Raw genomic sequence first — 20547 nt, 5'->3', positions numbered from 1 at the left:
ATGACTCGTTTCCCTGATCGAACGGACCCGTCCAGCATAGAGGACGTCGACGCGCCGGCCAATATGACCGGCGACGACGACCGCCCCATTGATGCCGACAATCCCGCTGATCGAGAGGACGCCCCCATGGGTACCACCGCTGCCACGACCCAGCCCGACGTCTCCTCCAAGCCGGCCCAGCAATGGCTGGCGGACGCCGAACGCACCGACCTGAGCGCACTCGTCGACACCCAGCGCTACCCCCTGCATGACGCCGACGACCCGCGCCTGCAAGCCGAAATCGCGCGGGTTCACGAGGACCTGGATCGCGAAGGCTGCGCCGTGCTGCGCGGCTTCCTGCGCCCCGACGCCTTGGAGCAGGCCCGCCAGGAAGGACGTGACCTCTCGGCCAAGAGCTATTATGCCAGCCGCCGCGTCAACGCTTGGTTTACCCGCGATGACGCAACGCTGCCGGAAAACGACCCGCGTCGCATCTTCATGGAGCGCACCAGCGGCTTCGTAACCCGTGACATGATCCCCGCGGACACGGTGATTCAACAGCTCTACGTGTCGCCGGCGATGAAGCGCCTGGTCGCCGCATGCCTGGACGAGGAAGAGGTGTTCGAGTACGCCGATCCCTTCGCCGGGCTGGTGCAGAACGTGTTGCCGCCGGGCACCGAACAGCCCTGGCACTACGATACCAACGAATACATCGTCACGATGATGACCGACATGCCGGACAGCGGCGGCGAGTTCCAGTACTGCCCCAACATCCGCACGCCGGCGGGCGAGAACTACGATGGCGTCGGCGCGGTGATTCGCGGCGAAGACGAGACCACGCCGCGTACGTTGCTGCTGCGCCCCGGCGACCTGCAACTCTTCAAGGGCCGTTACTCGCTGCACCGGGTGACGCGCGTCGGTGGTGACCGTGAGCGCCACACGGCGATCTTCGCCTATTCGCAGCAGCCGGGCGTCGTGGGCCGGCTGGAACGCACGCGCCAGCTCTACGGACGTGTCTCCGAAGCGCATATCGAGGCAGAAAAGCGCCGAGAAGGGCGCGCCGACGGTCTGCTCGATTAATCGACGTGGCTAAAAACTACGACTTTTCTCATTCCAATAACGGGTAACCGACCATGACCAGCTTGTCATCTACACTGCCTTCGCTGCTGGAAGGCACCGATATCCTGGCGCCGACGCACGACCCCGCCGAGTGCGAACCAACGCCGTCAGAAATCCAGCAGATTCTCCTGGATCGACTGGCCCGCACCCGGGCGGAACTGAAAAAGCGCGATATCGTCGCCGCCGTGCTGTTCGACCCGACTCACGTGCGCTATGCCACCGGCGCGCGCAACATGCAGGTCTACTCGGCACGCAACCCGGCCCGCTACGCCTTCGTGCCGGCGCAAGGCCCGGTGGTGATGTTCGAATTCTCCGGCTGCAGCCACTTGACCGAAGGCTTACCCGGCATCGACGAGACACGCCCGGCGACGGCGATCTCCTATTACTTCTGTGAAGATAATCTACAGCAGACCACCCAAGCCTGGGCGAACGAGATCGACGCATTGGTACGCCAGTGCGGCGGGCAAAAAGGCGACAAGGTGGCCATCGAAAGCGCCACCTCGCACGCGGCCTTTGCGCTGGTCGAACACGGCTGGCAAATCTGCGATGCCCAGGTGCCGTTGGAACGCGCACGCGCCATCAAGGTGCCCAACGAAATCAAGATGGTACGCAGCTCACTGCGCGCGGTGGAGAACGGCGTCCGCAAGCTGGAAGCGTCGATTCATCCCGGCGCCACGGAAAACGAGGTCTGGTCGCAGCTGCACCAGCACATCATCGCCACCGACGCCGACTACGTCGAAACGCGGCTGATGAACTCCGGGCCGCGCACCAATCCCTGGTTTCAGGAATGCTCCAATAGAGCCATGCAGGCCGGTGAGCTGGTGGCGCTGGATACCGACGTGGTCGGCCGCTATGGCTACTACGCCGACTTCTCGCGCACCTTCCTGTGCGGCGACGACAAGGCGACAGCGACCCAACGCGAGCTCTATCGCATGGCCTTCGACCAGGTGCGCCATAACATGGCACTGATCGCGCCGGGCGTGTCGTTCAAGGAGTACGCCGAGAAAGCCTGGCAGATCCCCGAGCCCTACAAGGCACGGCGTTATTTCGCATTGGCCCACGGCGTCGGCATGACCGGCGAGTATCCCTACATCGTTCACCGCGAGGACATCGACGACAAGGGCTACGACGGCATCATGCAGCCGGGCATGACGCTCTGCGTGGAGAGCTACATCGGCCACGAAGACGGTGGCGAAGGCGTCAAGCTCGAGGAGCAGCTTTACATTCGCGACGACGGTCAGGTCGAATTGCTTTCCGACTATCCTCTTGATGAGCGGTTGCTGGCCGACTGACACACCAGGCCAGTGCCGCCGGCAACCGTTGCGTTCATTTGTCACCCAAGGAGCCCCATGAGCCAGACGCTGATTCCGCATATCGACCTGACGCCGCTGCTCGCCGACGATCCGGCACGCGACGCGACGCGCCGTGCCATCGTCGATGCCGCCTGCGACTCCGGCTTCATGACCGTGGGCATCGCGCCGGCACAACTGGGGCTCGCTGATGACATTCACGCCCGCTTGCTGCGCTTCTTCGAGCTCGACGCGGCGCACAAGCAAGCGCTGGCGCGACACAAGTTCGAACCGGCCAACCGCAACGTCTATCGCGGCTATTTTCCGCCCCAGAACCAAGACCCGACCTGGAAGGAAGGCATCGACCTCGGCCCGGACATCGCTCACCCCGAGCGAGCGGATACCCAGAGCGGCGACCCGCTGCGCGAGCCCACACCGCAGCCGCCGGCATCCGTTCTACCCGGTTGGTCAGCGGATCTCGCCGCCTACTATGAAGCGATGGAAGCGCTCGGCGGCGTGATCGCCGGGGCGCTGGCCGAGGGGCTCGGCATACCGCGCGAGACACTCACGCGGCCCTTCGATCACGGCAATTCGACACTGCGCCTGATCCATTATCCCGAGCGTCCGGCCGAGACCCTGGCCGCCATGCCGGCCGTCGACGGCAGTGGCGATGCGCAGCGCTGGCTGGTCGGCGTGCCGCATTGCGACAACGGCTTCATCACGCTGCTGTGGCAGGACCAGGTCGGTGGTCTGCAAGTGCGCACCCCAAACGGCGACTGGGAAGAAGTGCCGCCGCGTGAAAATGCGCTGGTGGTCAACTTCGGGCGCCTGCTGGCGGACTGGTCCGGCGGGCGCATTCAGGCCACGGAGCATCGTATCGTCGGCGGCACTCGCTCGCGGCATTCGATCCCGTTCTTCTTCGAACCAGCGGTGGATGCCGTCATCGAAGCGCCCGACGCAGCTGGCGACGGCGGCTATATCTACGGCGACCGACTGTGGGAACGCATGCAGGCCTTCGTCGAATTTCAGGGTCTGGAACGCGCGCCTGCCGCCGACACCTGAGGCGGCCCTCCCCTTTGCCGGAAGGCGCCTGGTGAGCGCTAATGGCTATCGATAGGCGCGCGATGTACCGAATAGATATAATATGGAATTTTCGATTTACACAAAAACCCGAGGGATAACGTTATGAAAAAGGTTCTCTACCCCCTGGCCGCTGCGGCCTTGTTCAGTGCCGCGACAACGGCCCACGCCGAGGACAAGTCACTGGTGATCGGCACCAATAACTGGGCCGAGAACATCGCGGTCGCCAATATGTGGAAGATCATCCTCGAGGATAAGTACGATTACGATATCGAGCTCTCGGATGTGGGCAAGAACGCCCTCTACAGCGGCCTGGCCAATGGCGATTTCGATATCTCCCTAGAAATCTGGCTACCCACCACCGATGCGCCCTACCTCGAGCCCTATAAAGACCGAGTCGAAATCAACGGTGCCTGGTATGAAGGCACCGGACTGGGCGTCGTGGTGCCCACCTATGTCGACATCGATACCCTCGACGAGCTCGGCGAACATGCCGACGATTTCGCATACCAAGGCAGCCCCACCATTCTCGGCATCGACTCCGGATCCTCGATTGCCGGCCTGACCGACGAAGCGATCGACGAGTACTCGCTGCCTCTCGAACAGGTCAACAGCTCCGGGCCGGCGATGATGGCGGCGCTCGACGACGCCTACAGTCGCGAGGAGCCCATTGCCGTAACGCTATGGAGCCCTCACTGGGCCTTCGCCGAATACGATCTCAAATATCTCGAGGATCCCAAGAACGTTTACGGCGACAACGAAACCATCTACTGGTTCTCGCGCCAGAACTTCACCGATGACGACCCGTGGCTCACCCAGGTGCTCAACGAATGGCACATGGATGACGACAGCCTCGGCACTCTGATGGCCGATATCGAGAAGGCAGGCGATCCCGTCGAGGGCGCGCAGACGTGGATCGATGACAACCAGGACCTCATCGACGAATGGCTCGCCGCTGGCGAGTAACCATTTCGCCCACGACGCCTCGCCCACGACGCCTCGCCCAAGACGCCTCGTCCATAACGACAAGTGCCCCGGCATTCAGCATGCCGGGGCACTTTTTTATGCGAGTAACCTTTATGCAAGGCTTCGAACGTCGGTTACGACGTGACGATTCCCTGGCGCTTGGCCATCGCCTGCGCGGCGCGCGGCCCCAGCCACAGCGTGGGCAATAGCACCAGCGACACGGGGAACGCCGTAATCACGATGAACTGCTGCAGTACGCTGATCTGGCCCGCGCCCATGTACAGCAAAATCGCCGCCATCAACGCCATGGCCACACCCCAGAACGCACGCAGCGCCGGCTGGGGATCGTCATGGCCGGCGTTGACCACGGAAACCGCATAACTCATGGAATCACCGGTGGTGGCCACGAAGATCGTGGTCAGCAGCAGAATCGCTAGCGCCATCAGCTTGCCGCCCGGCAGCGCCTGAGCCACCGCCAGCGTCGCGACGTCGAACTGGAAGTTTTGGAGCGCCTCGCTCAGGTCGATGGCGCCGCTCATCTGATAGAAAATCCCCGAGCCGCCCAACAGCGTGAACCACACCGACGTTGCCACAGGGGCGAGCACGGCCACGGCGACGACCATCTGACGGATGGTGCGGCCCCGCGAGATGCGTGCCAAGAAGATCGCCATCAGCGGCGCATAGCCGATGAACCAGGCGAAGAAGAACACCGTCCACCACTTCATCCACCAATCCGGCGCGGTCTGCGAGGTCATGGTGGCCATCTCGAAGAATGATCCCAGATAGGTACCAAAGCCCTGGAACCAGCTATCGAACAAGAACTGCGTCGGCCCGAAAAGCAGGATCACGGCGCCGATACCCAATGCCAGCATGACATTGCAGCGGCTCAAAAACTGGATGCCCCGGTCAATGCCGGTAATCGCCGAACTCACGTAAACCCCGCCCAGCACGACGAGAATCATCAACTGGGTGCCATAGCCCTCGGCCACGCCGAACAGCGTATGCAGACCGAAGTTCATCTGCGTAGCCAAAAAGCCGATGGGGCCCACGGTGCCAGCGACCACCGCGATGACGCAGACGGCGTCCACCACGCCACCTAAGACACCACGCATGCGCGCCTCGCCGAATAGCGGCGCCAACAGCGTGCGCGGCTGCAGCGGCAAACCGCGATCATAATGCTGATGCGACAACACGATGGTCGCCAGAGTGCCGAGCACCGCCCAGGCATGAAAGCCCCAATGCATGAAGCCCTGTGCCAGCGCATTGGGCACGGCTGCCGGCGTGCCCGGCTCACTGGAAAACGCCGGCGGCGTCACCACGAAATGGTAGATAGGTTCACCGGCGGCAAAGAATACGCCGCCCCCGCCCAGCAGCGTGCACAGGATGATCGACACCCACTTGAAGGTGCTCATATCCGGCTGTTCGAGATTGCCGATACGCGCGCGACCCGCAGACGACATCGCCACACCCACGGCGATCAGGAAGGTCAGCAACAGCAGCAGTTGGAAATAGGCGCCCAGGTTCTTCGCCGTCCAGGTAAATCCCACGCCGATCGCTGCGGTCATGGCGTCGGCATCGACCAGTGACAAAACCACAAACAGGATGATGAAGCCGATCGTCAGCCCCATCACCGTCGGGTCGCCAAAACGCGTGCCCGAGCGCGTGGCGCTCGCATCGTGTTGAGTCATCAATGTCCAGTTCCGATAGTCGCGTGAGGCGCGCACATTACCGACCTTCGTCGAACACGGCAAATCGAAATTTCAACATTGGGCGCGTCCGGCGCCGTAAAAGCAGGAAAGGTCGCCGATCATGTGCAATTCACATGGCTCGAAGACGAATGGCTGGAGAGCAGCGAGTAAAAGCCTCGTATTAAACGACAAGTGCCCCGGCATCCAGCATGCCGAGGCACTTTTTATGCAAGGAATCTTTATACCAGGCATCCAACGTCGTTTACGACGCGATGATCCCCTGGCGCTTGGCCATGGCCTGCGCGGCACGTGGCCCCAGCCACAGCGAGGGCAGCAGCACCAGCGACACGGGGATCGCGGTGATCACGATAAACTGCTGCAGTACGCTGATCTGGCCCGCGCCCATGTACAGCAAAATCGCCGCCATCAATGCCATCGCCACGCCCCAGAACGCGCGCAGCGCCGGCTGGGGCTCATCATGGCCGGCATTGACCACAGAGATCGCGTAGCTCATGGAATCGCCGGTAGTCGCCACGAAGATCGTGGTCAGCACCAGTACCGCCAGCGCCATCAACTTACCACCCGGTAGCGCCTGAGCCACCGTCAGCGTCGCGACGTCGAACTGGAAGTTTTGGAGCGCTTCGCTCAGATCGATGGCGCCGCTCATCTGATAGAAGATCCCCGAACCGCCCAGCAGCGTGAACCATACCGAGGTTGCCACGGGAGCGAGTACAGCCACGGCGACGACCATCTGACGGATGGTGCGGCCCCGCGAGATACGCGCCACGAAGATCGCCATCAACGGCGCATAGCCGATGAACCAAGCGAAGAAGAACACCGTCCACCACTTCATCCACCAATCCGGCGCGGTCTGCGAGGTCATGGTGGCCATCTCGAAGAACGACCCTATATAGGTGCCGAAGCCCTGGAACCAGCTATCGAACAGGAACTGCGTCGGCCCAAAGAGCAGAATGACAGCGCCGATCGCCAACGCCAACATGACGTTGAAACGGCTCATCAGTTGGATGCCTCGATCAATGCCGGTGATCGCCGATGTCACATAGACCCCGCCCAGCACGATGAGGATTATCAACTGCGTGCTATAGCCCTCGGCCACGCCGAACAGCGTATGCAGGCCGAAGCTCATCTGCGTGGCCAAAAAGCCGATGGGCCCCACGGTACCGGCGACGACGGCGATGACGCAGACGGCATCCACCACGCCGCCAAAGACGCCACGCATGCGCGCCTCGCCCAATAGCGGCGCCAACAGCGTGCGCGGTTGCAGCGGCAGGCCGCGATCATAGTGATGATGCGACAGTACAATGGCCGCCAGGGTGCCGAGCACCGCCCAGGCCAGAAAGCCCCAATGCATGAAGGACTGCGCCAACGCATTGGGAATGGCTGCCGCAGTCTCAGGCTCGCTGGAAAACGCCGGCGGTGTGACCACAAAGTGATAAACCGGTCCCCCGGCAGCAAAGAAGACGCCGCCGCCTGCTAACAGTGTGCACAGAATGATCGACACCCACTTGAAGGTGCCCATGTCCGGGCTTTCGCGATTGCCGATGCGCGCACGTCCCGCAGGCGATGCAGCCACCCCCACGGCGATCAGGAAGGTCAGTAGTAACAATAGCTGGAAATAGGCCCCCAGGGTTTTCGCCGTCCAGGCGAACCCGGCGCCGATCACCGACGTCATGGCGTCGGCATCGATCAGCGATAGCGCCACGAACAGCACGATGAAGCCAATCGTCAGCCCCATCACCGTCGGGTCGCCAAAACGCGTGCCCGAGCGCGTGGCACTCGTGTTGTCTTGAGTCATCTGTTTCCGGTTCCGATAGTCGCGTGAGGGGCGCACCCTACCGACCTTCGTCGAACACGGCAAATCGAAATTTCAACATCGGGCGCGTCCGGCGCCATAAAAGCAGACAAGGTCGCCGATCATGTGCGATTTACATCGCTTGCGCCATCCGCGCCACCACGCCGCTCAAGCAAGCGCCGCATCGCGCCGGAAGGCGCCTCGATCTGACGATGGCGTCGGCTGGAGGCGTAGTTCTCGTTGAACACCTCGAAGTAGTCGTCGAGGGTCGCCGAGGCTTCTAAGTCGCCGCTGATGCGCAACAGCTCGGCGGCGACTTCGGCGGTGCACAGATGCTCGCTGGAGGCCGCCTTGCGCAGCCGGTAGCGCGTCAGGCGTGATGTCTTAAGCGGCAGCACCGGCAGCGAGGCCAGGTACTCGCTACGCCGGAAGATGCGCCGCGCCTGACGCCAGGTGCCGTCGAGAAGGATGAACACCGGTATGCGCGAGTCGGCCAGTGCCGCGTCGACGGCCTCGGGGCCGACCACGCGCTCGGCGTAATCCGCCTGATCGTCGGGAAAGACGACGAACGGCGCGAAGCGGTCGTCTTCGAGCAGCGCCAGCAGACGCGGGTCGGGCTCGGTGCGATACCAGGTAAAGACCTCGGTCTCAGGCAGGATATGGCCGATCAAACGGCCGGTATTGGTCGGCTTGTAATGCTCGATGGGATGCGTCAGCAGCCAGAAGCGCGCGCGGCTCTCGACCGCCACGCGATAAGGACACAAGCAGTTGAGCGCCGGTAGCCGGCAGTCCGGGCAACGCGAGACAAAGCTACCGCGCGCATTGAACGGCTTGCGCGGCGCTTCGGGGTCATAACCGGAGGCCGCCGTGGCTGCATCGGCCGGCGCATCGGGGGATTCATGCATGAGGTATCAGGCTGGGTCGAAAAGGCCGGGCATTCTAGCATGCCCGGCCGGGCTTTCATCCACGCGGCGTCGAGGCCGCAGGCGGCGCGTTCGACACGTGGCGGCGCTTCCAGTAACCCGCCAGCAGCGAGCCGGACACGTTATGCCATACCGAGAACAGCGCCCCGGGCAGCGCCGAACTCGCGGTGAAGAACTGATTGGCCAGGGTCACCGCCAGCCCGGAGTTCTGCAGGCCGACCTCGAAGGCAATAGTCCGTGCGGTCCGCGTATCGAAGCGTAGCGCCCGCGCTAGGCCATAGCCCGCCGCAAGGCCGATGCCGTTATGCGCGATGACCGCCAGCGCCACGATCGGCCCCAGCGTGCTCAGCCGCCCGGCATTGAGCGCCACCACGATGGCGATGATCAAGACGATGGCCGCCATGGCCAGCGTGGCCAGGGCCGGTTCCACGCGCTGAATATGCGTTCCCAGCAGGTGATGGATCACCACGCCCAGCACGATGGGCGCGACCACCAACTGAGCGATGCTCAGCAGCATGCCCAGCACCGGCACGTCGATGCTATGGCCCAGCAACAACAGCGTGATCAACGGCGTGGCGACTACCGAGATCAGCGTCGAGACCATGGTCATCGATACCGAGAGCGCCACGTGTCCACCGGCCAGCCAGGTCATCACATTGGACGAGGTGCCGCCTGCCGTGGCGCCCACCAACACCATGCCGATGGTCAGCTCGGGCGAAAGCCCCAGAACCCGCGAGACCAGCAACGCCGCCAGCGGCATGACCAGAAACTGCAGCACGACGCCCACGGCGATGGGCTTGGGCGACTTCACCACCCGCGCGAAGTCGCCCTTGGTGAGCGTCAGCCCCATGGCGAACATGATGATGACCAGCAGCGTCTTGATATAACCGGCTAGGCCGGTGAAAAGCTCCGGCACGAGCGCGGCGATGACCGCCAGCAAGATGGCCCAGACGGGAAACAGACGATTGATGCGTTCGAAGATTGGCATGTGCGTGTCCTGGCGTTTGGCAGCGGCGCTTTATGCACCTTTTTTATGTGTACAAGAGGAAGGCGATAGTGTGCCGTAAAACGTGGCACAGGCGAAGCGCATCGGCTTCAGGCCCAGTCCGGCACCCACAGGTTGCCCGTTTGCCGCCAGTGTTCCACCAGCGGCGGTACGCCTTGGCTTGCCGGTTGGGCGATGGCGCGAACGCCGCGGGGCGCAAGCGACTCGGCCTGGGGGTCGACGAGCAGGCACGGCGCCTCGATGGGCGCTTGATCGAGGAGCATCGCCGCCGGCATCACCGCCAGCGAGGTGCCCACCACCAGCACGAGATCCGCCTCGGCGACGACGTCGCACGCCTGGGCGTAACGCGGCACCGGCTCGCCGAACCACACCACGTCCGGGCGCAACTGGCTGCCCTTGTCGCATAAGTCACCCATGCGGATGCCCTTGCTCCCCACCGGATAGCGCAAGCTGGAGTCGGCACTCGAGCGCGCCATAAGGATCTCGCCATGCAGGTGCAATACATCGCGCGACCCGGCCCGCTCGTGCAAGTCGTCAATGTTCTGGGTAATGACGCTGACGCGAAACCCGGCCTGCTCGAGTTCGCTCAGCGCGCAATGCGCGGCGTTGGGCGATGCCTGGCGCGTCTGCTCACGGCGCTCGTCGTAGAAGCGCAGCACGCTCTCGGGATCACGTTCGAAGCCCTCGGGCGTGGCGACATCCTCCACGCGGTGGTTCTCCCACAGGCCATCGCCGTCGCGGAACGTCTTGAGGCCGCTCTCGGCGCTGATGCCCGCCCCGGTGAGAACGACGAGATGCGGTGCCTGATGCTCACTCATAGCTACCTCGTGATCTGTAGTTCAAGTCTGTCGTTCAAGGAAGTGAGTGTGTGGTTCAACCCAACTGAAATAACACGATGGCGCCCGCCATCACCACCGCGCATGCCAGGCGCTGGTAGAAGACACGCCCGCGTTTGAGAGGATCGGCCAGCCCCACGCCCAGCCGCGTGGCCAGCAACGCCAGGGCGATCGACAGGATGCCGCGCGACGACTGGATGATATTGCCGTGTACTGCGCCCAGAATATTGAAGGCAATGAACATCAGCAGCATCGACACCAGCCACGCAGCCGCCACCGGCCACGTCTTGAGCGCCTTGCGCCAATGACGCCTGGAGAGCCCGATGCCCACCGGCGCGACCAGCAACCCCGCCACGCTATAGGCCAGGAACACCGACACCAGCGCGCCGTGCAGCCCCGGCACCTCGATGCCCCGCGTTAGCGCCACCACGCCCAGATCGCAGCCCGAATAGCCCGCCACCGCAACCAGAATCCAGCCCGCCGCCGAGGGTTTAAGACGCCCACCCGCCAGACTCATGGCCACCGCCGCGCCACCGCACAGGATCACCGCCGCCCACTGCATCAGGGTCAGGCCCTCGCCGACCGTCAGCGCCGTCACGCAGGCCAGCAGCACCACCTTGAGCCCCAGCAGCGGCGACACCCGCGACGCCACGTCGCGTCGCAGCGCGCGAAACAACGCCGCCTGCCCGATGAGATAGCAGACATTCATCGCCAGCAGCGCCGGCCATACCGCCTCCAGCCGCGCCCCGCTGCCCGGCAGCACCAGCGCCAAGCCAAGTAACGAGACACCGCCCATCAGCAGATGCGAGAACACCAGCATGGCACGTGTAGAAAGCATGTAACGGCTGCCCACATGAGCGGCCACGAAATAATAAATCGCCTGACACAGAGCACCCAATAGGCCCGTGACAACCCCTAGCATCATCGGCTGTACATCCTCGGTGGCAAGATCGACAATAGGCGCCCTTCGAACGAACCGAAGGCCCCTTCATGACGTCGGAATTGCCCATACTTTATCAGGATGAGCGCATGGTTGCCGTGCATAAGCCCTCGGGCATGCTCGTCCACCGCAGTGCGATCGCCGCCGATGCGCAGGTATTCGCCCTGCAAACTCTGCGCAATCAGCTAGGGCGCCACGTCTATCCGGTGCACCGGCTCGACCGGCCGACCTCGGGGCTTTTGCTCTTCGCCCTGGACCCGGAAATGGCCAAGGCACTCGGCGAGGAGTTCACCGCGCACCGCGTGCACAAGCGTTACCTGGCGGTGGTGCGCGGCGTCGGCCCGGAGCAAGACGTGCTCGATTACGGCCTGCGCGAGGAAGACGGCAAACGCCCCAAGTCGGAAATGCCCGAGCAGGCCGCCTGGACCGCCGTGCGCCGCCTGGACAGCGTCGAATTGCCGGTGTGCATCGACCGTTACCCCCAGGTGCGCTATTCCTTGATGGAGGCCCAGCCCTGGACCGGCCGGCGGCATCAGATTCGCCGCCATCTTTCGCGGCGCGGCTACCCGATCATCGGTGACGCCAAACATGGCAAGGGCGCCCACAACCGCTTCTTCCGCGATCACCTGGAAAGCCCGCGCCTGTTGCTGGCGGCCGTGGGCATGACGCTCTGGCACCCCGAGCGCCAGCGCACGCTACACATCGACGCGCCCCTGGCCGACGACATGCACACGCTGTTCGCGCGCTTCGGCTGGCAGGGCCACGCCACGGCGACACGCGTCGACTGGCACGAGACGCGCCCTGTATCGCTATGGCCCGCCGGTCACGCCCGGTAACGAGGAAAGCTCACATGCACGACGATTACGATTTCCGCTTCGGGGGCATTCGCCGCCTCTACGGCACCCGCGCCGCGGCCTTCTTCCGCCACGCCCATGTGGTGGTCATCGGCGTGGGCGGCGTCGGCAGTTGGGCCGCCGAGGCGCTGGCCCGTTCCGGCATCGGCACCCTGACGTTGATCGATCTCGACGATGTCTGCGTGTCCAACGTCAACCGCCAGTTGCACGCGCTGGACGGCACCATCGGGCGCCCCAAGGTCGAGGTAATGGCCGAGCGTTGCCGCGCCATTCAACCGGGCATCACCGTGCACGCCGACACCGCCTTCGTGACGCCGACCAATCTCGCCGAGCGCCTGCCCGAGGACGCCGATCATGTTATCGACGCCATCGATAGCGTCATCGCCAAGAGCGCATTGATCGCCTGGTGCAAGCGCCGCAAGATCGCGCTGACCGTCACCGGCGCGGCGGGCGGCCAGACCGATCCCACGCGGATCCGCGTCGCCGACCTGACGCGCACCGAGCACGACCCGCTACTCGCCAAGGTGCGCGCGCGCCTGCGGCGGGATTTCGGCTTCTCGCGCAATCCCAAGCGGCGCTTCAGCGTCGAATGCGTCTACTCCGACGAGCAGCTCGTCTATCCCGACGCCGATGGCGAGGTCTGCCAGCAAAAACCCGGCAATGGCGAGTCCACGCGTCTCGACTGCGCCAGCGGCGTCGGCGCGGCGACCTTCGTCACCGGTAGCTTCGGCTTCGTGGCCGCCTCGCGCACGCTCGCGCGCCTCGCCGCCAAGGCCGAGCGCGAACCGGCCGACTCCCCTCTCACGGAGGCCTCCTCATGAGCCACGAGACACGCCCCATCCCCGGCATCTACCGTCATTACAAGGGCGCCAGCTATGAAGTACTGGGCGTCGCCCAGCACAGCGAAACCGAGGAACCGCTGGTGGTCTATCGCGCTTTATACGGCGACTACGGCCTCTGGGTGCGCCCGCTGACGATGTTCTGCGAGAGCGTCGACGTCGCCGGCGAGCCGGTGCCGCGCTTCGACCTCGAGGTCGCCTTCCGTTGAGCGCGGAGCGACTAGACACAGAGCGTCGCTGCCCCACGCGGTCTGCGATGCTATAATGCCGCGCTTCTCGTTTCGCGCGACGCCATGGCGTTGCCACACATCCGAAGGAGAGAACGCATGAGCGCACTGGTTGGTGTCATCATGGGCTCGAAGTCCGACTGGGCGACCCTGTGCCACACCGTCGACACGCTCGAGGCACTGGGCATCGAGCACGAAGTCAAAGTCGTCTCTGCCCACCGCACGCCGGATTTGCTGTTCGACTACGCCGCTGGTGCCGCCGAGCGCGGGCTGGAAGTGATCATCGCCGGGGCCGGCGGTGCCGCGCATCTACCCGGCATGGCCGCCGCCAAGACGCCCCTGCCGGTGCTCGGCGTGCCCGTGCAGTCGAGCATGCTCAGCGGCGTCGACTCGCTGCTCTCCATCGTCCAGATGCCCGCCGGCATCCCCACCGGCACGCTGGCCATCGGCCGTGCCGGCGCCATCAACGCGGCCCTGCTCGCCGCCGCTATGCTGGGCAACAAGTACCCGGATATTCGCCAGGCGCTTGAGGCTTATCGCGATGCACAGACACAAAAGGTGCTGGACGCGCCCGATCCGCGTCCCACCGATGACACGCAGGAGGCATGAATGAATATCGGTATCGTAGGCGGCGGCCAACTGGGTCGGATGCTGGCGCAAGCGGGCGCGCCGCTGAACATGCGTTTCACCTTTCTCGATCCGTCGCCTCAGCCCTGCGCCGCCATCCACGGCGTCCACCTCTGTGCCGAGTGGGACGACGACGAGGCGCATCAGGCGCTGATCGAGGCCAGCGATGTCATCACTTTCGAGTTCGAGAACATCTCGGCGATGGCCCTCAGCCAGCTCGCTGAACAGCGCCCCGCCTTTCCCCCGGCCAAGGCGCTGGAAACCGCGCGTGAGCGTGGCGCCGAGAAATCGCTGTTCCAGTCGCTGGACATCGCCATCGCCCCCATCGCGCTGGTCGATACCCAAGCCGACCTAGAGCGCGCGGTGGACGAGATCGGCCTGCCGGCGGTGCTCAAGACGCGCACGCTGGGCTACGACGGCAAGGGCCAGAAGGTGTTGCGCAACGCCGAGGACGTCCCCGGCAGCGTCGCCGAGCTGGGCGACGTGCCGCTGATCATGGAAGGCTTCGTCGACTTCGATCACGAAGTCTCGGCCATCGCCGTGCGCGGTCGCGACGGCGAGGTGCGGGTCTGGCCGCTGTCGCGCAACGAGCATCGCCAGGGCATTCTGCATCGCGCCGAGCCACAGCCCGATCACCCGCTGCAGGCCCAGGCCGCCGATTACGCCACGCGCGTGCTCGAGGCGCTGGATTACGTCGGCGTTATGGCCTTCGAGTTCTTCGTCACTCGCGACGGCGAGCTGCTCGCCAATGAAATCGCCCCGCGCGTGCACAACTCCGGGCACTGGAGCATCGAAGGCGCGACGACCAGCCAGTTCGAGAACCATCTGCGCGCCATTTCCGGCTTGCCGCTCGGCGACACCACGCGCCTCGTGCCCTGCGCCATGCTCAACATCATCGGCGCCCTGCCCAATCGCGACGCCGTGCTCAGCGTCGCCGGCGCGCACCTGCACGACTACCACAAGGACCCGCGCCCCGGCCGCAAGATCGGCCATGTCACGGTCCTCGCCCCCGACGCGGCCACGCTGGCCGAACGCACCGCCGCCGTCGAAGCGCTGCTGGTCAACGACCTGGGCTGAAAACGGCCCGAGCTAAAAACAGGCGCACTAAAACACAAGACGCCGTGGCGATATCATATCGCCACGGCGTCTTGTTTCGTACGCATTCTTTATAGCGCTCTAGATCGACCTATCTCAAGCAGAATATCTAAAGCGCCGCCGCCGAGATCATTCCTCGGCGTGCATCTGCTGCTGCAGGTAATTCTGGATACCCACCTTGTCGATCAGGCCGAGTTCGGTCTCGATCGTATCGATGTGCTCTTCCTCATCGTTGAGGATACGACGGAACAGATCACGGCTGACGTAATCGCGCACTTCTTCGCAGTAGGCGATGGCGTCGATCAAGTCCTGCCAGCCCGTCTTCTCGATGGCGAGGTCGCACTCCAGCATTTCCTTGGTGTTCTCGCCGATGTGCAGCTTGCCCAGATCCTGCAGGTTGGGAATGCCCTCGAGGAACAGAATACGCTCGATCAACTCGTCGGCATGACGCATCTCTTCGATGGATTCGTCGTATTCCCACTTGCCGAGCTTGGCCAGGCCCCAATCCTTGTACATCTTGGCGTGCAAGAAGTACTGGTTGATCGCCACCAACTCGTTGCCCAGTGCGGTGTTGAGGTGCTGAATGACCTTGGCATCACCTTTCATCGTTATGTCTCCCTTGAAGATTCATTTAGTTGTAAGGCAATGATGACCCGCCAATCGTAACCAGCCACCCCTGCCTTGGGATACAGGGAGTATCGACTATTTCGCCGAAAAAGTCGAATAAAGACAGGATCTTGCCGCGAAAACGCCGCATTTGTGAAGGATTGGAAATAACAGGCGAGAACGATTGCCACTCCGCCTGCGCCAAGCGCCAGATACTAAAACGCCGCTACCCAATGGGATAGCGGCGTTTGGCGATGATGTTCGATATGCAGCGACGCGACGCAGCGACGCGTGGTTAAGCAATGCAACGGCTAGACGGCGTAGGCCAGATCCGCACTGGGCATCATTTCTTGGGTGATGGCATCACGCGTGATGGCCTTGGCCGTGCAGGCACAACGGCCACACTGAGTCGCACACTCGGTGCGCTCGCGCACTTCTCGCCAACTGCGTGCACCGTCTTCAACGGCCTCGCGAATGGCATTGTCGGTCACGCCTCGGCATATGCACACGTACATTCCATCACCTCGCTGATCGCTCTGATAGGGAATGTAAATGATTCGCATAAATACTTTCAACCCCCAATCACTCTCTTTTCGCTCGACGAAGACTCGACTTTGGTGGCATGTCGTCGGGAGGCACAGGTAAGGGACTGATTTCGAGGCACAATCGGGCAGGTGGGGGGATAACGAAAGTTTAGCTCCGAAATATCATCAATAGCGATCACGGAAGTCTCTCGCCATGTCGGCAATCCAGAGCATCCGCTGCTCGTTCTCGGCCTTTTCGTGAGCATACGGATAAAGCATGGCCAGCAGACAGTATTCATCTTCCTCGATCAGGCCCTGGACATAGACCAGAGATGCATCCCTCTCCGGCTCCTGCCTATTGCACACCATGCGACGCTGCTCAAGGTGGGTGGGGAACCCTGCCCTTGGTGGCATACAGATATGGATATGCCAGATATCCAAGCCTCGCAAGGATGGGGGCCAAGTATACAAATCGAACTTGCCAAAGCGGGGAGGCCGGTAATCGAAGAACGACTCGATACAGGCTTTGAAATCATCCACCAGAGCCTGCTTCAGCCCAGGATGCTGAGCGTCCACTTGGTCGAACAGATATTCGCTTTGCGCATGGAAATGGACGTTGGCCATAACGCCCTTATGAAAAGCGCTTAGTCAGCTCGGTCTCGAAACGATCGGCAAGCGCCTTCATCGCTTCGCCACTGGTGGCGCCCGCAACCACTTTGGGCTTGTTGGTAGTCTGCTTGGCTAGAAGGGTCGCACTGGATGCAGCGGAACGCGCTTTCGCGGTATTCCGTTGGAGATCCATGATGCCCATTTCTGTTGCCTCATCGCGCCCCACTATCGCAATGGTACGCCTGAGCATAGTTTCTTGGGCACGCAAAGCATCCACTAGGCCTTGGTAGGCCTCTGGGTCGACCACGGCATCATCGGGCATCTGAGAGAGGCGAACGCACTCGTTCTGGAATATCTGGGCCAGGTGGCGAGCACGACGGTTGGCGCGCACAATTTCGCTAAGAATGTATGCCCGCTCAGCGCGGCGGCTTTCTTGCTTCTGGGCTGACGGCACCTGATGAACCGAGTAGTGGACAACCTCAGTAGATGCCACGCCAACACCCGACGACAGCGCGCCGAACATGCTGATCGCAAAGCCGATTGACGATTTGAGGTTCACGGTATTCATCACAGATGCCTCCGCAACAAGCCTGACAAGGCACTTCTTGCATCAGACTAGCACGCTAGGAGAGTGTTGCATTTTTGCCCAAACGGCAAGGGAAACGAAGCTTACTCCAGCGATCAGCACTGTGCAAGGTAGCTTTAGTGTGCTAAACGCTGTGCACCATGCTTGGCGCAACTGAGGAAGGTGACGGAAAATCTAGGCGCCCCCACCCTTCGAACCATGCGTCATAGAGCGGTTTTCATGCGTTTTCCATAGGATAACGTACCTACGCTGGCACCAGCTCGTCAGCGATTTTTTCCAGCATGAACGTTTCGCGTTGGATCGATTGCCCCATGGTGCCCTCCTGACGCGCCATGACCTGGCGGTTATGGCTCACCGCTTCCGACACCGGCACCCAGATCGGCTTCATTCCATTGGCCACTTCGTAGCTTTCCATCCGGGCATCGGCCAGCTTGGGGGCCACATCGCACATGAAGAAATGAGACGTCATATGCATCAGGTCGAATTGGGGTTTCCAATACGGACGGTATTCTTCGATAAAGCCGTAATGCTCCTTGACCTGAACATCGCGTGCGCCGGTCTCCTCTTCCAGCTCACGCTTGAGAGCCACGACAATATCTTCGCCCTCATCAATACCCCCGCCGGGCAGGCTGAAATCGTTGTAGCGCTCAGTGAATAGCAGCAGCATCCGATCATCCCGCAGGACAATCCCTCGGGCTGCATGGCGTCGAAAGACCCGCCCGTTGCGGGAAGACAATTCAGGGTGGATCAGTTCCTTCAGAAGCTTCATGGTAGGCGTCCGGCAATAGGGTTACAAAAGGGCCACGATTCTACCGACACAGCGGACTATGCACGAGCCCAGGACCCGATATCGAAGCGCGCCAAGTCTCCCGATCCTGCCGAAGCGTGATATCAGCGGTTTTTCTACAACCTCAACGCCGAAAATCAGCGGCGCGGTATAATTTAAACTCAGAATCAAAAGGGTCAATCACGGATGACAGCTAACAAACAACCCAACAGCGTCGATGTCAAACCTTCGCTAATGCAACGAGTAGCTTCACGATTGTTGCGCATGGCGGGCTGGAATATTCACCCTTTTCCTGACACTCCAAAAGCCGTGGTCGCCGCCGGGCCGCACACGTCGAACTGGGACGGTGTACTGGGGCTAGCCTGTGGCATTGCGCTAGGACTTGATGCCCGCTTCATGATCAAGCATACCCTGTTCAAAGGCCCCTTCGGTTGGCTTTTGCGTAAACTTGGGGCCATTCCGGTGGACCGTACGCAAGCTGGCGGTGTCGTCGAACAAGCCGTTGAGCAGTTCAAAACCGATGATCATATGGCAATTGTGGTGACCCCAGAGGGAACACGGAAGAGCGCAAAGAAGTGGAAAACCGGTTTTCACCACATTGCACAACAAGCCGGCGTACCGATAGTTCTGGCAGTGGCCGATTATGGTAAAAAGCAGCTCACTTTCCCTATCATCCTGCAGCCTACCGAAGATATCGAAGCGGACATGCAGAAGCTTTACGAAGGCTTTGCCGAGGCAACACCTCGCCGACCCGAAAGGCTTTCTGAGCCGGTAAAAATACTGTGGGAGGCCAAAAACCATAGGGACCAAACGCCATAGAGGTCAACGTCACCTCGGCATGGCGGCTAATGAAGATCGCCACCATGGCGTTCTGATCGTGGTTGAAAGCGTGAAACGGGGCATACCGACCACTCCTCCTGTTTACCTGATCCTACCGAAACGTCTCCGCCAGTGGGTGTCCTACAGACTCAACGCTCAAGCTCAGTTGCCGCCGGAACGACCGGAGGCCGCGGTGGGAATCCGAAGCGCGCCAGCGCTTTGGATGGTCAACTGCAGCGCCCAGTTAGATTTTCGTACACCATATACTGCGCTTTCGACGGTGCGTCGCCCGGCTCTCTCGAGGCTTGAGAAAAACCAAGGCTTTTATAAAGTTGAAATGCCGCTACGTTCGTCGCAAACACGTTGAGCGAGATTGCCTTTGGCCGCCGGCTTATTGCCTCATCGACGAGCGCCTGAGTTAGCTTCCGTCCGTAACCTTCGCCACGATAGCGTGGACCCACAATGATCCTCGCGAGATGGAGCCGGTCGCCCGGTTTCGGAATGATCTGACCAAACCCGGCTAACACTTCGCCGCTGACCAAGCGAAACGAAAATGCGTCCCGCCACTCGATTTGTTCTGGGAGCTTGGTGCTTTCAATCGGGAAGGACACTCGTGAACCAGCCCAATTACGCACTTGTTCTTCGGAAACGCACCATTTCCCCACTGTCGCTAGATCAGCTACTTGTGCTGTTTCGATTTGCGGCACGACTAATCTCCTTTATCTAACGCTAGCGCACAACGGCGCCCTTGGAATGGAGGCGCAGCCGCAATGTAAAGGGCGTCCGGCGGCCACCGGCCGCGTATTGATGCGCCTTGTTAGGCGGCCTATTACCCGGTACGGATTTCAGGCTCACATCCAACCTCAAAATTTACGGAATTTGCAATAAAACAGAACGAATGCGCTTTATCGTGTAAAGCTTTCGCAAGCTCGTGGTCGTCAGTTTTCCCGATTTGGATACTTGGCTTTAGGGTGACGCTCTCGAAATAGCCGCTACCATTTGTCGTCTCAATCATTCGACCTATGGCATTGTCTACGTATTCCGAGACAGTAACTCCCGCATTGGCGCACAGATGCAGATACCAAAGCATATGGCATGCTGAGAGTGAGCTTAGCAATAGCTCTTCCGGGTTATAACGGGACGAATCGCCTAAAAATTCCGGATCTGACGATCCGAATATTGTCGGCTTGCTACCGCACGTAATTTCGTGATCACCCGAGAAAGCCCGGTAATTCTTGGTGCCCTCACCTGAATTACCGGTCCAGACAACAGTAGCAGAATAATCGTGCTCACCTTTTTTCGACATCTATGCTTTCCTCTTAAGACAATGGCTGC

At 61.7% G+C, this 20547-nt stretch carries 23 protein-coding genes; 10 read left to right on the top strand and 13 right to left on the bottom strand.

Features of this window, described 5'->3' with window-relative positions:
• The 4 genes from L1071_RS13420 to L1071_RS13405 all read left to right on the top strand — a co-directional run bounded on the left by L1071_RS13420 (nucleotide 1) and on the right by L1071_RS13405 (nucleotide 4433).
• On the top strand, nucleotides 1-1059 hold the full coding sequence (locus L1071_RS13420; protein ID WP_378110080.1) for a HalD/BesD family halogenase: 1059 nt from the start codon (nucleotides 1-3) through the stop codon (nucleotides 1057-1059).
• A gap of 53 nt (nucleotides 1060-1112) precedes the next feature.
• On the top strand, nucleotides 1113-2390 hold the full coding sequence (locus L1071_RS13415) for a M24 family metallopeptidase (protein WP_246975708.1): 1278 nt from the start codon (nucleotides 1113-1115) through the stop codon (nucleotides 2388-2390).
• A 57-nt stretch (nucleotides 2391-2447) separates the two neighbouring features.
• The gene (locus L1071_RS13410; RefSeq protein WP_246975706.1) at nucleotides 2448-3449 is read left to right on the top strand and encodes an isopenicillin N synthase family dioxygenase; all 1002 of its coding nucleotides are present in this window, start codon (nucleotides 2448-2450) and stop codon (nucleotides 3447-3449) included.
• A 123-nt stretch (nucleotides 3450-3572) separates the two neighbouring features.
• Nucleotides 3573-4433: a glycine betaine ABC transporter substrate-binding protein gene (locus tag L1071_RS13405; protein WP_246975704.1), complete on the top strand. Its 861-nt coding sequence runs from the start codon at nucleotides 3573-3575 to the stop codon at nucleotides 4431-4433.
• Nucleotides 4434-4567: 134 nt separating this feature from the next.
• On the opposite strand, the gene L1071_RS13400 is transcribed toward L1071_RS13405, so the two are convergent.
• The 6 genes from L1071_RS13400 to L1071_RS13375 form a co-directional block, all read right to left on the bottom strand.
• Nucleotides 4568-6121 (bottom strand): BCCT family transporter, encoded by a 1554-nt coding sequence (locus tag L1071_RS13400; protein WP_246975702.1) that lies wholly within the window; start codon nucleotides 6119-6121, stop codon nucleotides 4568-4570.
• Nucleotides 6122-6383: 262 nt separating this feature from the next.
• Nucleotides 6384-7937 (bottom strand): BCCT family transporter, encoded by a 1554-nt coding sequence (locus tag L1071_RS13395; RefSeq protein WP_246975700.1) that lies wholly within the window; start codon nucleotides 7935-7937, stop codon nucleotides 6384-6386.
• Between the two features lie 119 nt (nucleotides 7938-8056).
• Nucleotides 8057-8839, bottom strand: a complete 783-nt coding sequence (locus L1071_RS13390; RefSeq protein WP_246975698.1) for a tRNA-uridine aminocarboxypropyltransferase — start codon at nucleotides 8837-8839, stop codon at nucleotides 8057-8059.
• A 55-nt stretch (nucleotides 8840-8894) separates the two neighbouring features.
• Complete coding sequence (locus L1071_RS13385; protein ID WP_281504610.1) at nucleotides 8895-9845, bottom strand: bile acid:sodium symporter family protein; 951 nt, start codon at nucleotides 9843-9845, stop codon at nucleotides 8895-8897.
• 107 nt (nucleotides 9846-9952) lie between these two features.
• The gene (locus tag L1071_RS13380) at nucleotides 9953-10681 is read right to left on the bottom strand and encodes an SIR2 family NAD-dependent protein deacylase (protein WP_246975696.1); all 729 of its coding nucleotides are present in this window, start codon (nucleotides 10679-10681) and stop codon (nucleotides 9953-9955) included.
• Between the two features lie 55 nt (nucleotides 10682-10736).
• Entirely contained in the window at nucleotides 10737-11624 is an 888-nt protein-coding gene (locus tag L1071_RS13375) for an EamA family transporter (protein ID WP_246975694.1), read from the bottom strand.
• Nucleotides 11625-11689: 65 nt separating this feature from the next.
• Here L1071_RS13375 and L1071_RS13370 point away from each other — a divergent pair, with 65 nt between their 5' ends.
• From L1071_RS13370 to L1071_RS13350, 5 genes are all read left to right on the top strand, one after another.
• A complete protein-coding gene (locus L1071_RS13370) occupies nucleotides 11690-12475 on the top strand; it encodes a tRNA pseudouridine(65) synthase TruC (protein ID WP_246975692.1) in 786 nt (261 codons plus the stop codon).
• A gap of 14 nt (nucleotides 12476-12489) precedes the next feature.
• Nucleotides 12490-13314, top strand: a complete 825-nt coding sequence (tcdA, locus tag L1071_RS13365) for a tRNA cyclic N6-threonylcarbamoyladenosine(37) synthase TcdA (protein WP_246975690.1) — start codon at nucleotides 12490-12492, stop codon at nucleotides 13312-13314.
• On the top strand, nucleotides 13311-13541 hold the full coding sequence (locus tag L1071_RS13360) for a DUF1653 domain-containing protein (protein WP_246975688.1): 231 nt from the start codon (nucleotides 13311-13313) through the stop codon (nucleotides 13539-13541). The genes tcdA and L1071_RS13360 overlap by 4 nt, the downstream gene beginning before the upstream one ends.
• Before the next feature lie 117 nt (nucleotides 13542-13658).
• A complete protein-coding gene (gene purE / locus L1071_RS13355; RefSeq protein WP_246900179.1) occupies nucleotides 13659-14168 on the top strand; it encodes a 5-(carboxyamino)imidazole ribonucleotide mutase in 510 nt (169 codons plus the stop codon).
• Nucleotides 14169-15263 carry a 5-(carboxyamino)imidazole ribonucleotide synthase gene (locus L1071_RS13350; protein ID WP_246975686.1) on the top strand — a complete coding sequence of 365 codons (1095 nt, stop codon included), beginning with the start codon at nucleotides 14169-14171 and terminating at the stop codon, nucleotides 15261-15263.
• 147 nt (nucleotides 15264-15410) lie between these two features.
• Here L1071_RS13350 and bfr read toward each other — a convergent pair whose 3' ends face one another.
• From bfr to L1071_RS13325, 5 genes are all read right to left on the bottom strand, one after another.
• Nucleotides 15411-15887, bottom strand: a complete 477-nt coding sequence (gene bfr / locus L1071_RS13345; protein WP_246975684.1) for a bacterioferritin — start codon at nucleotides 15885-15887, stop codon at nucleotides 15411-15413.
• Nucleotides 15888-16198: 311 nt separating this feature from the next.
• A complete protein-coding gene (locus tag L1071_RS13340; RefSeq protein ID WP_040243348.1) occupies nucleotides 16199-16402 on the bottom strand; it encodes a (2Fe-2S)-binding protein in 204 nt (67 codons plus the stop codon).
• Between the two features lie 195 nt (nucleotides 16403-16597).
• The gene (locus L1071_RS13335) at nucleotides 16598-17035 is read right to left on the bottom strand and encodes a type II toxin-antitoxin system YafO family toxin (RefSeq protein WP_246975682.1); all 438 of its coding nucleotides are present in this window, start codon (nucleotides 17033-17035) and stop codon (nucleotides 16598-16600) included.
• Nucleotides 17036-17042: 7 nt separating this feature from the next.
• Nucleotides 17043-17588, bottom strand: coding sequence for a hypothetical protein (locus L1071_RS13330; protein ID WP_246975680.1), 546 nt, complete (start codon nucleotides 17586-17588; stop codon nucleotides 17043-17045).
• 262 nt (nucleotides 17589-17850) lie between these two features.
• Complete coding sequence (locus L1071_RS13325) at nucleotides 17851-18375, bottom strand: NUDIX hydrolase (protein WP_246975678.1); 525 nt, start codon at nucleotides 18373-18375, stop codon at nucleotides 17851-17853.
• Nucleotides 18376-18579: 204 nt separating this feature from the next.
• Between L1071_RS13325 and L1071_RS13320 the strand changes: the two genes are divergently transcribed.
• Nucleotides 18580-19212, top strand: coding sequence for a lysophospholipid acyltransferase family protein (locus L1071_RS13320; protein ID WP_246975676.1), 633 nt, complete (start codon nucleotides 18580-18582; stop codon nucleotides 19210-19212).
• A gap of 227 nt (nucleotides 19213-19439) precedes the next feature.
• Here L1071_RS13320 and L1071_RS13315 read toward each other — a convergent pair whose 3' ends face one another.
• Together L1071_RS13315 and L1071_RS13310 are read right to left on the bottom strand one after the other, a co-directional pair.
• The gene (locus tag L1071_RS13315) at nucleotides 19440-19919 is read right to left on the bottom strand and encodes a GNAT family N-acetyltransferase (protein ID WP_246975674.1); all 480 of its coding nucleotides are present in this window, start codon (nucleotides 19917-19919) and stop codon (nucleotides 19440-19442) included.
• 122 nt (nucleotides 19920-20041) lie between these two features.
• Entirely contained in the window at nucleotides 20042-20518 is a 477-nt protein-coding gene (locus L1071_RS13310; RefSeq protein ID WP_246975672.1) for an OsmC family protein, read from the bottom strand.
• Nucleotides 20519-20547 lie beyond the last annotated feature (29 nt).

The organism is Chromohalobacter sarecensis (assembly GCF_023061135.1).
GTDB lineage: Bacteria > Pseudomonadota > Gammaproteobacteria > Pseudomonadales > Halomonadaceae > Chromohalobacter > Chromohalobacter sarecensis.
This window is presented reverse-complemented; position numbering and strand designations above follow the sequence as displayed.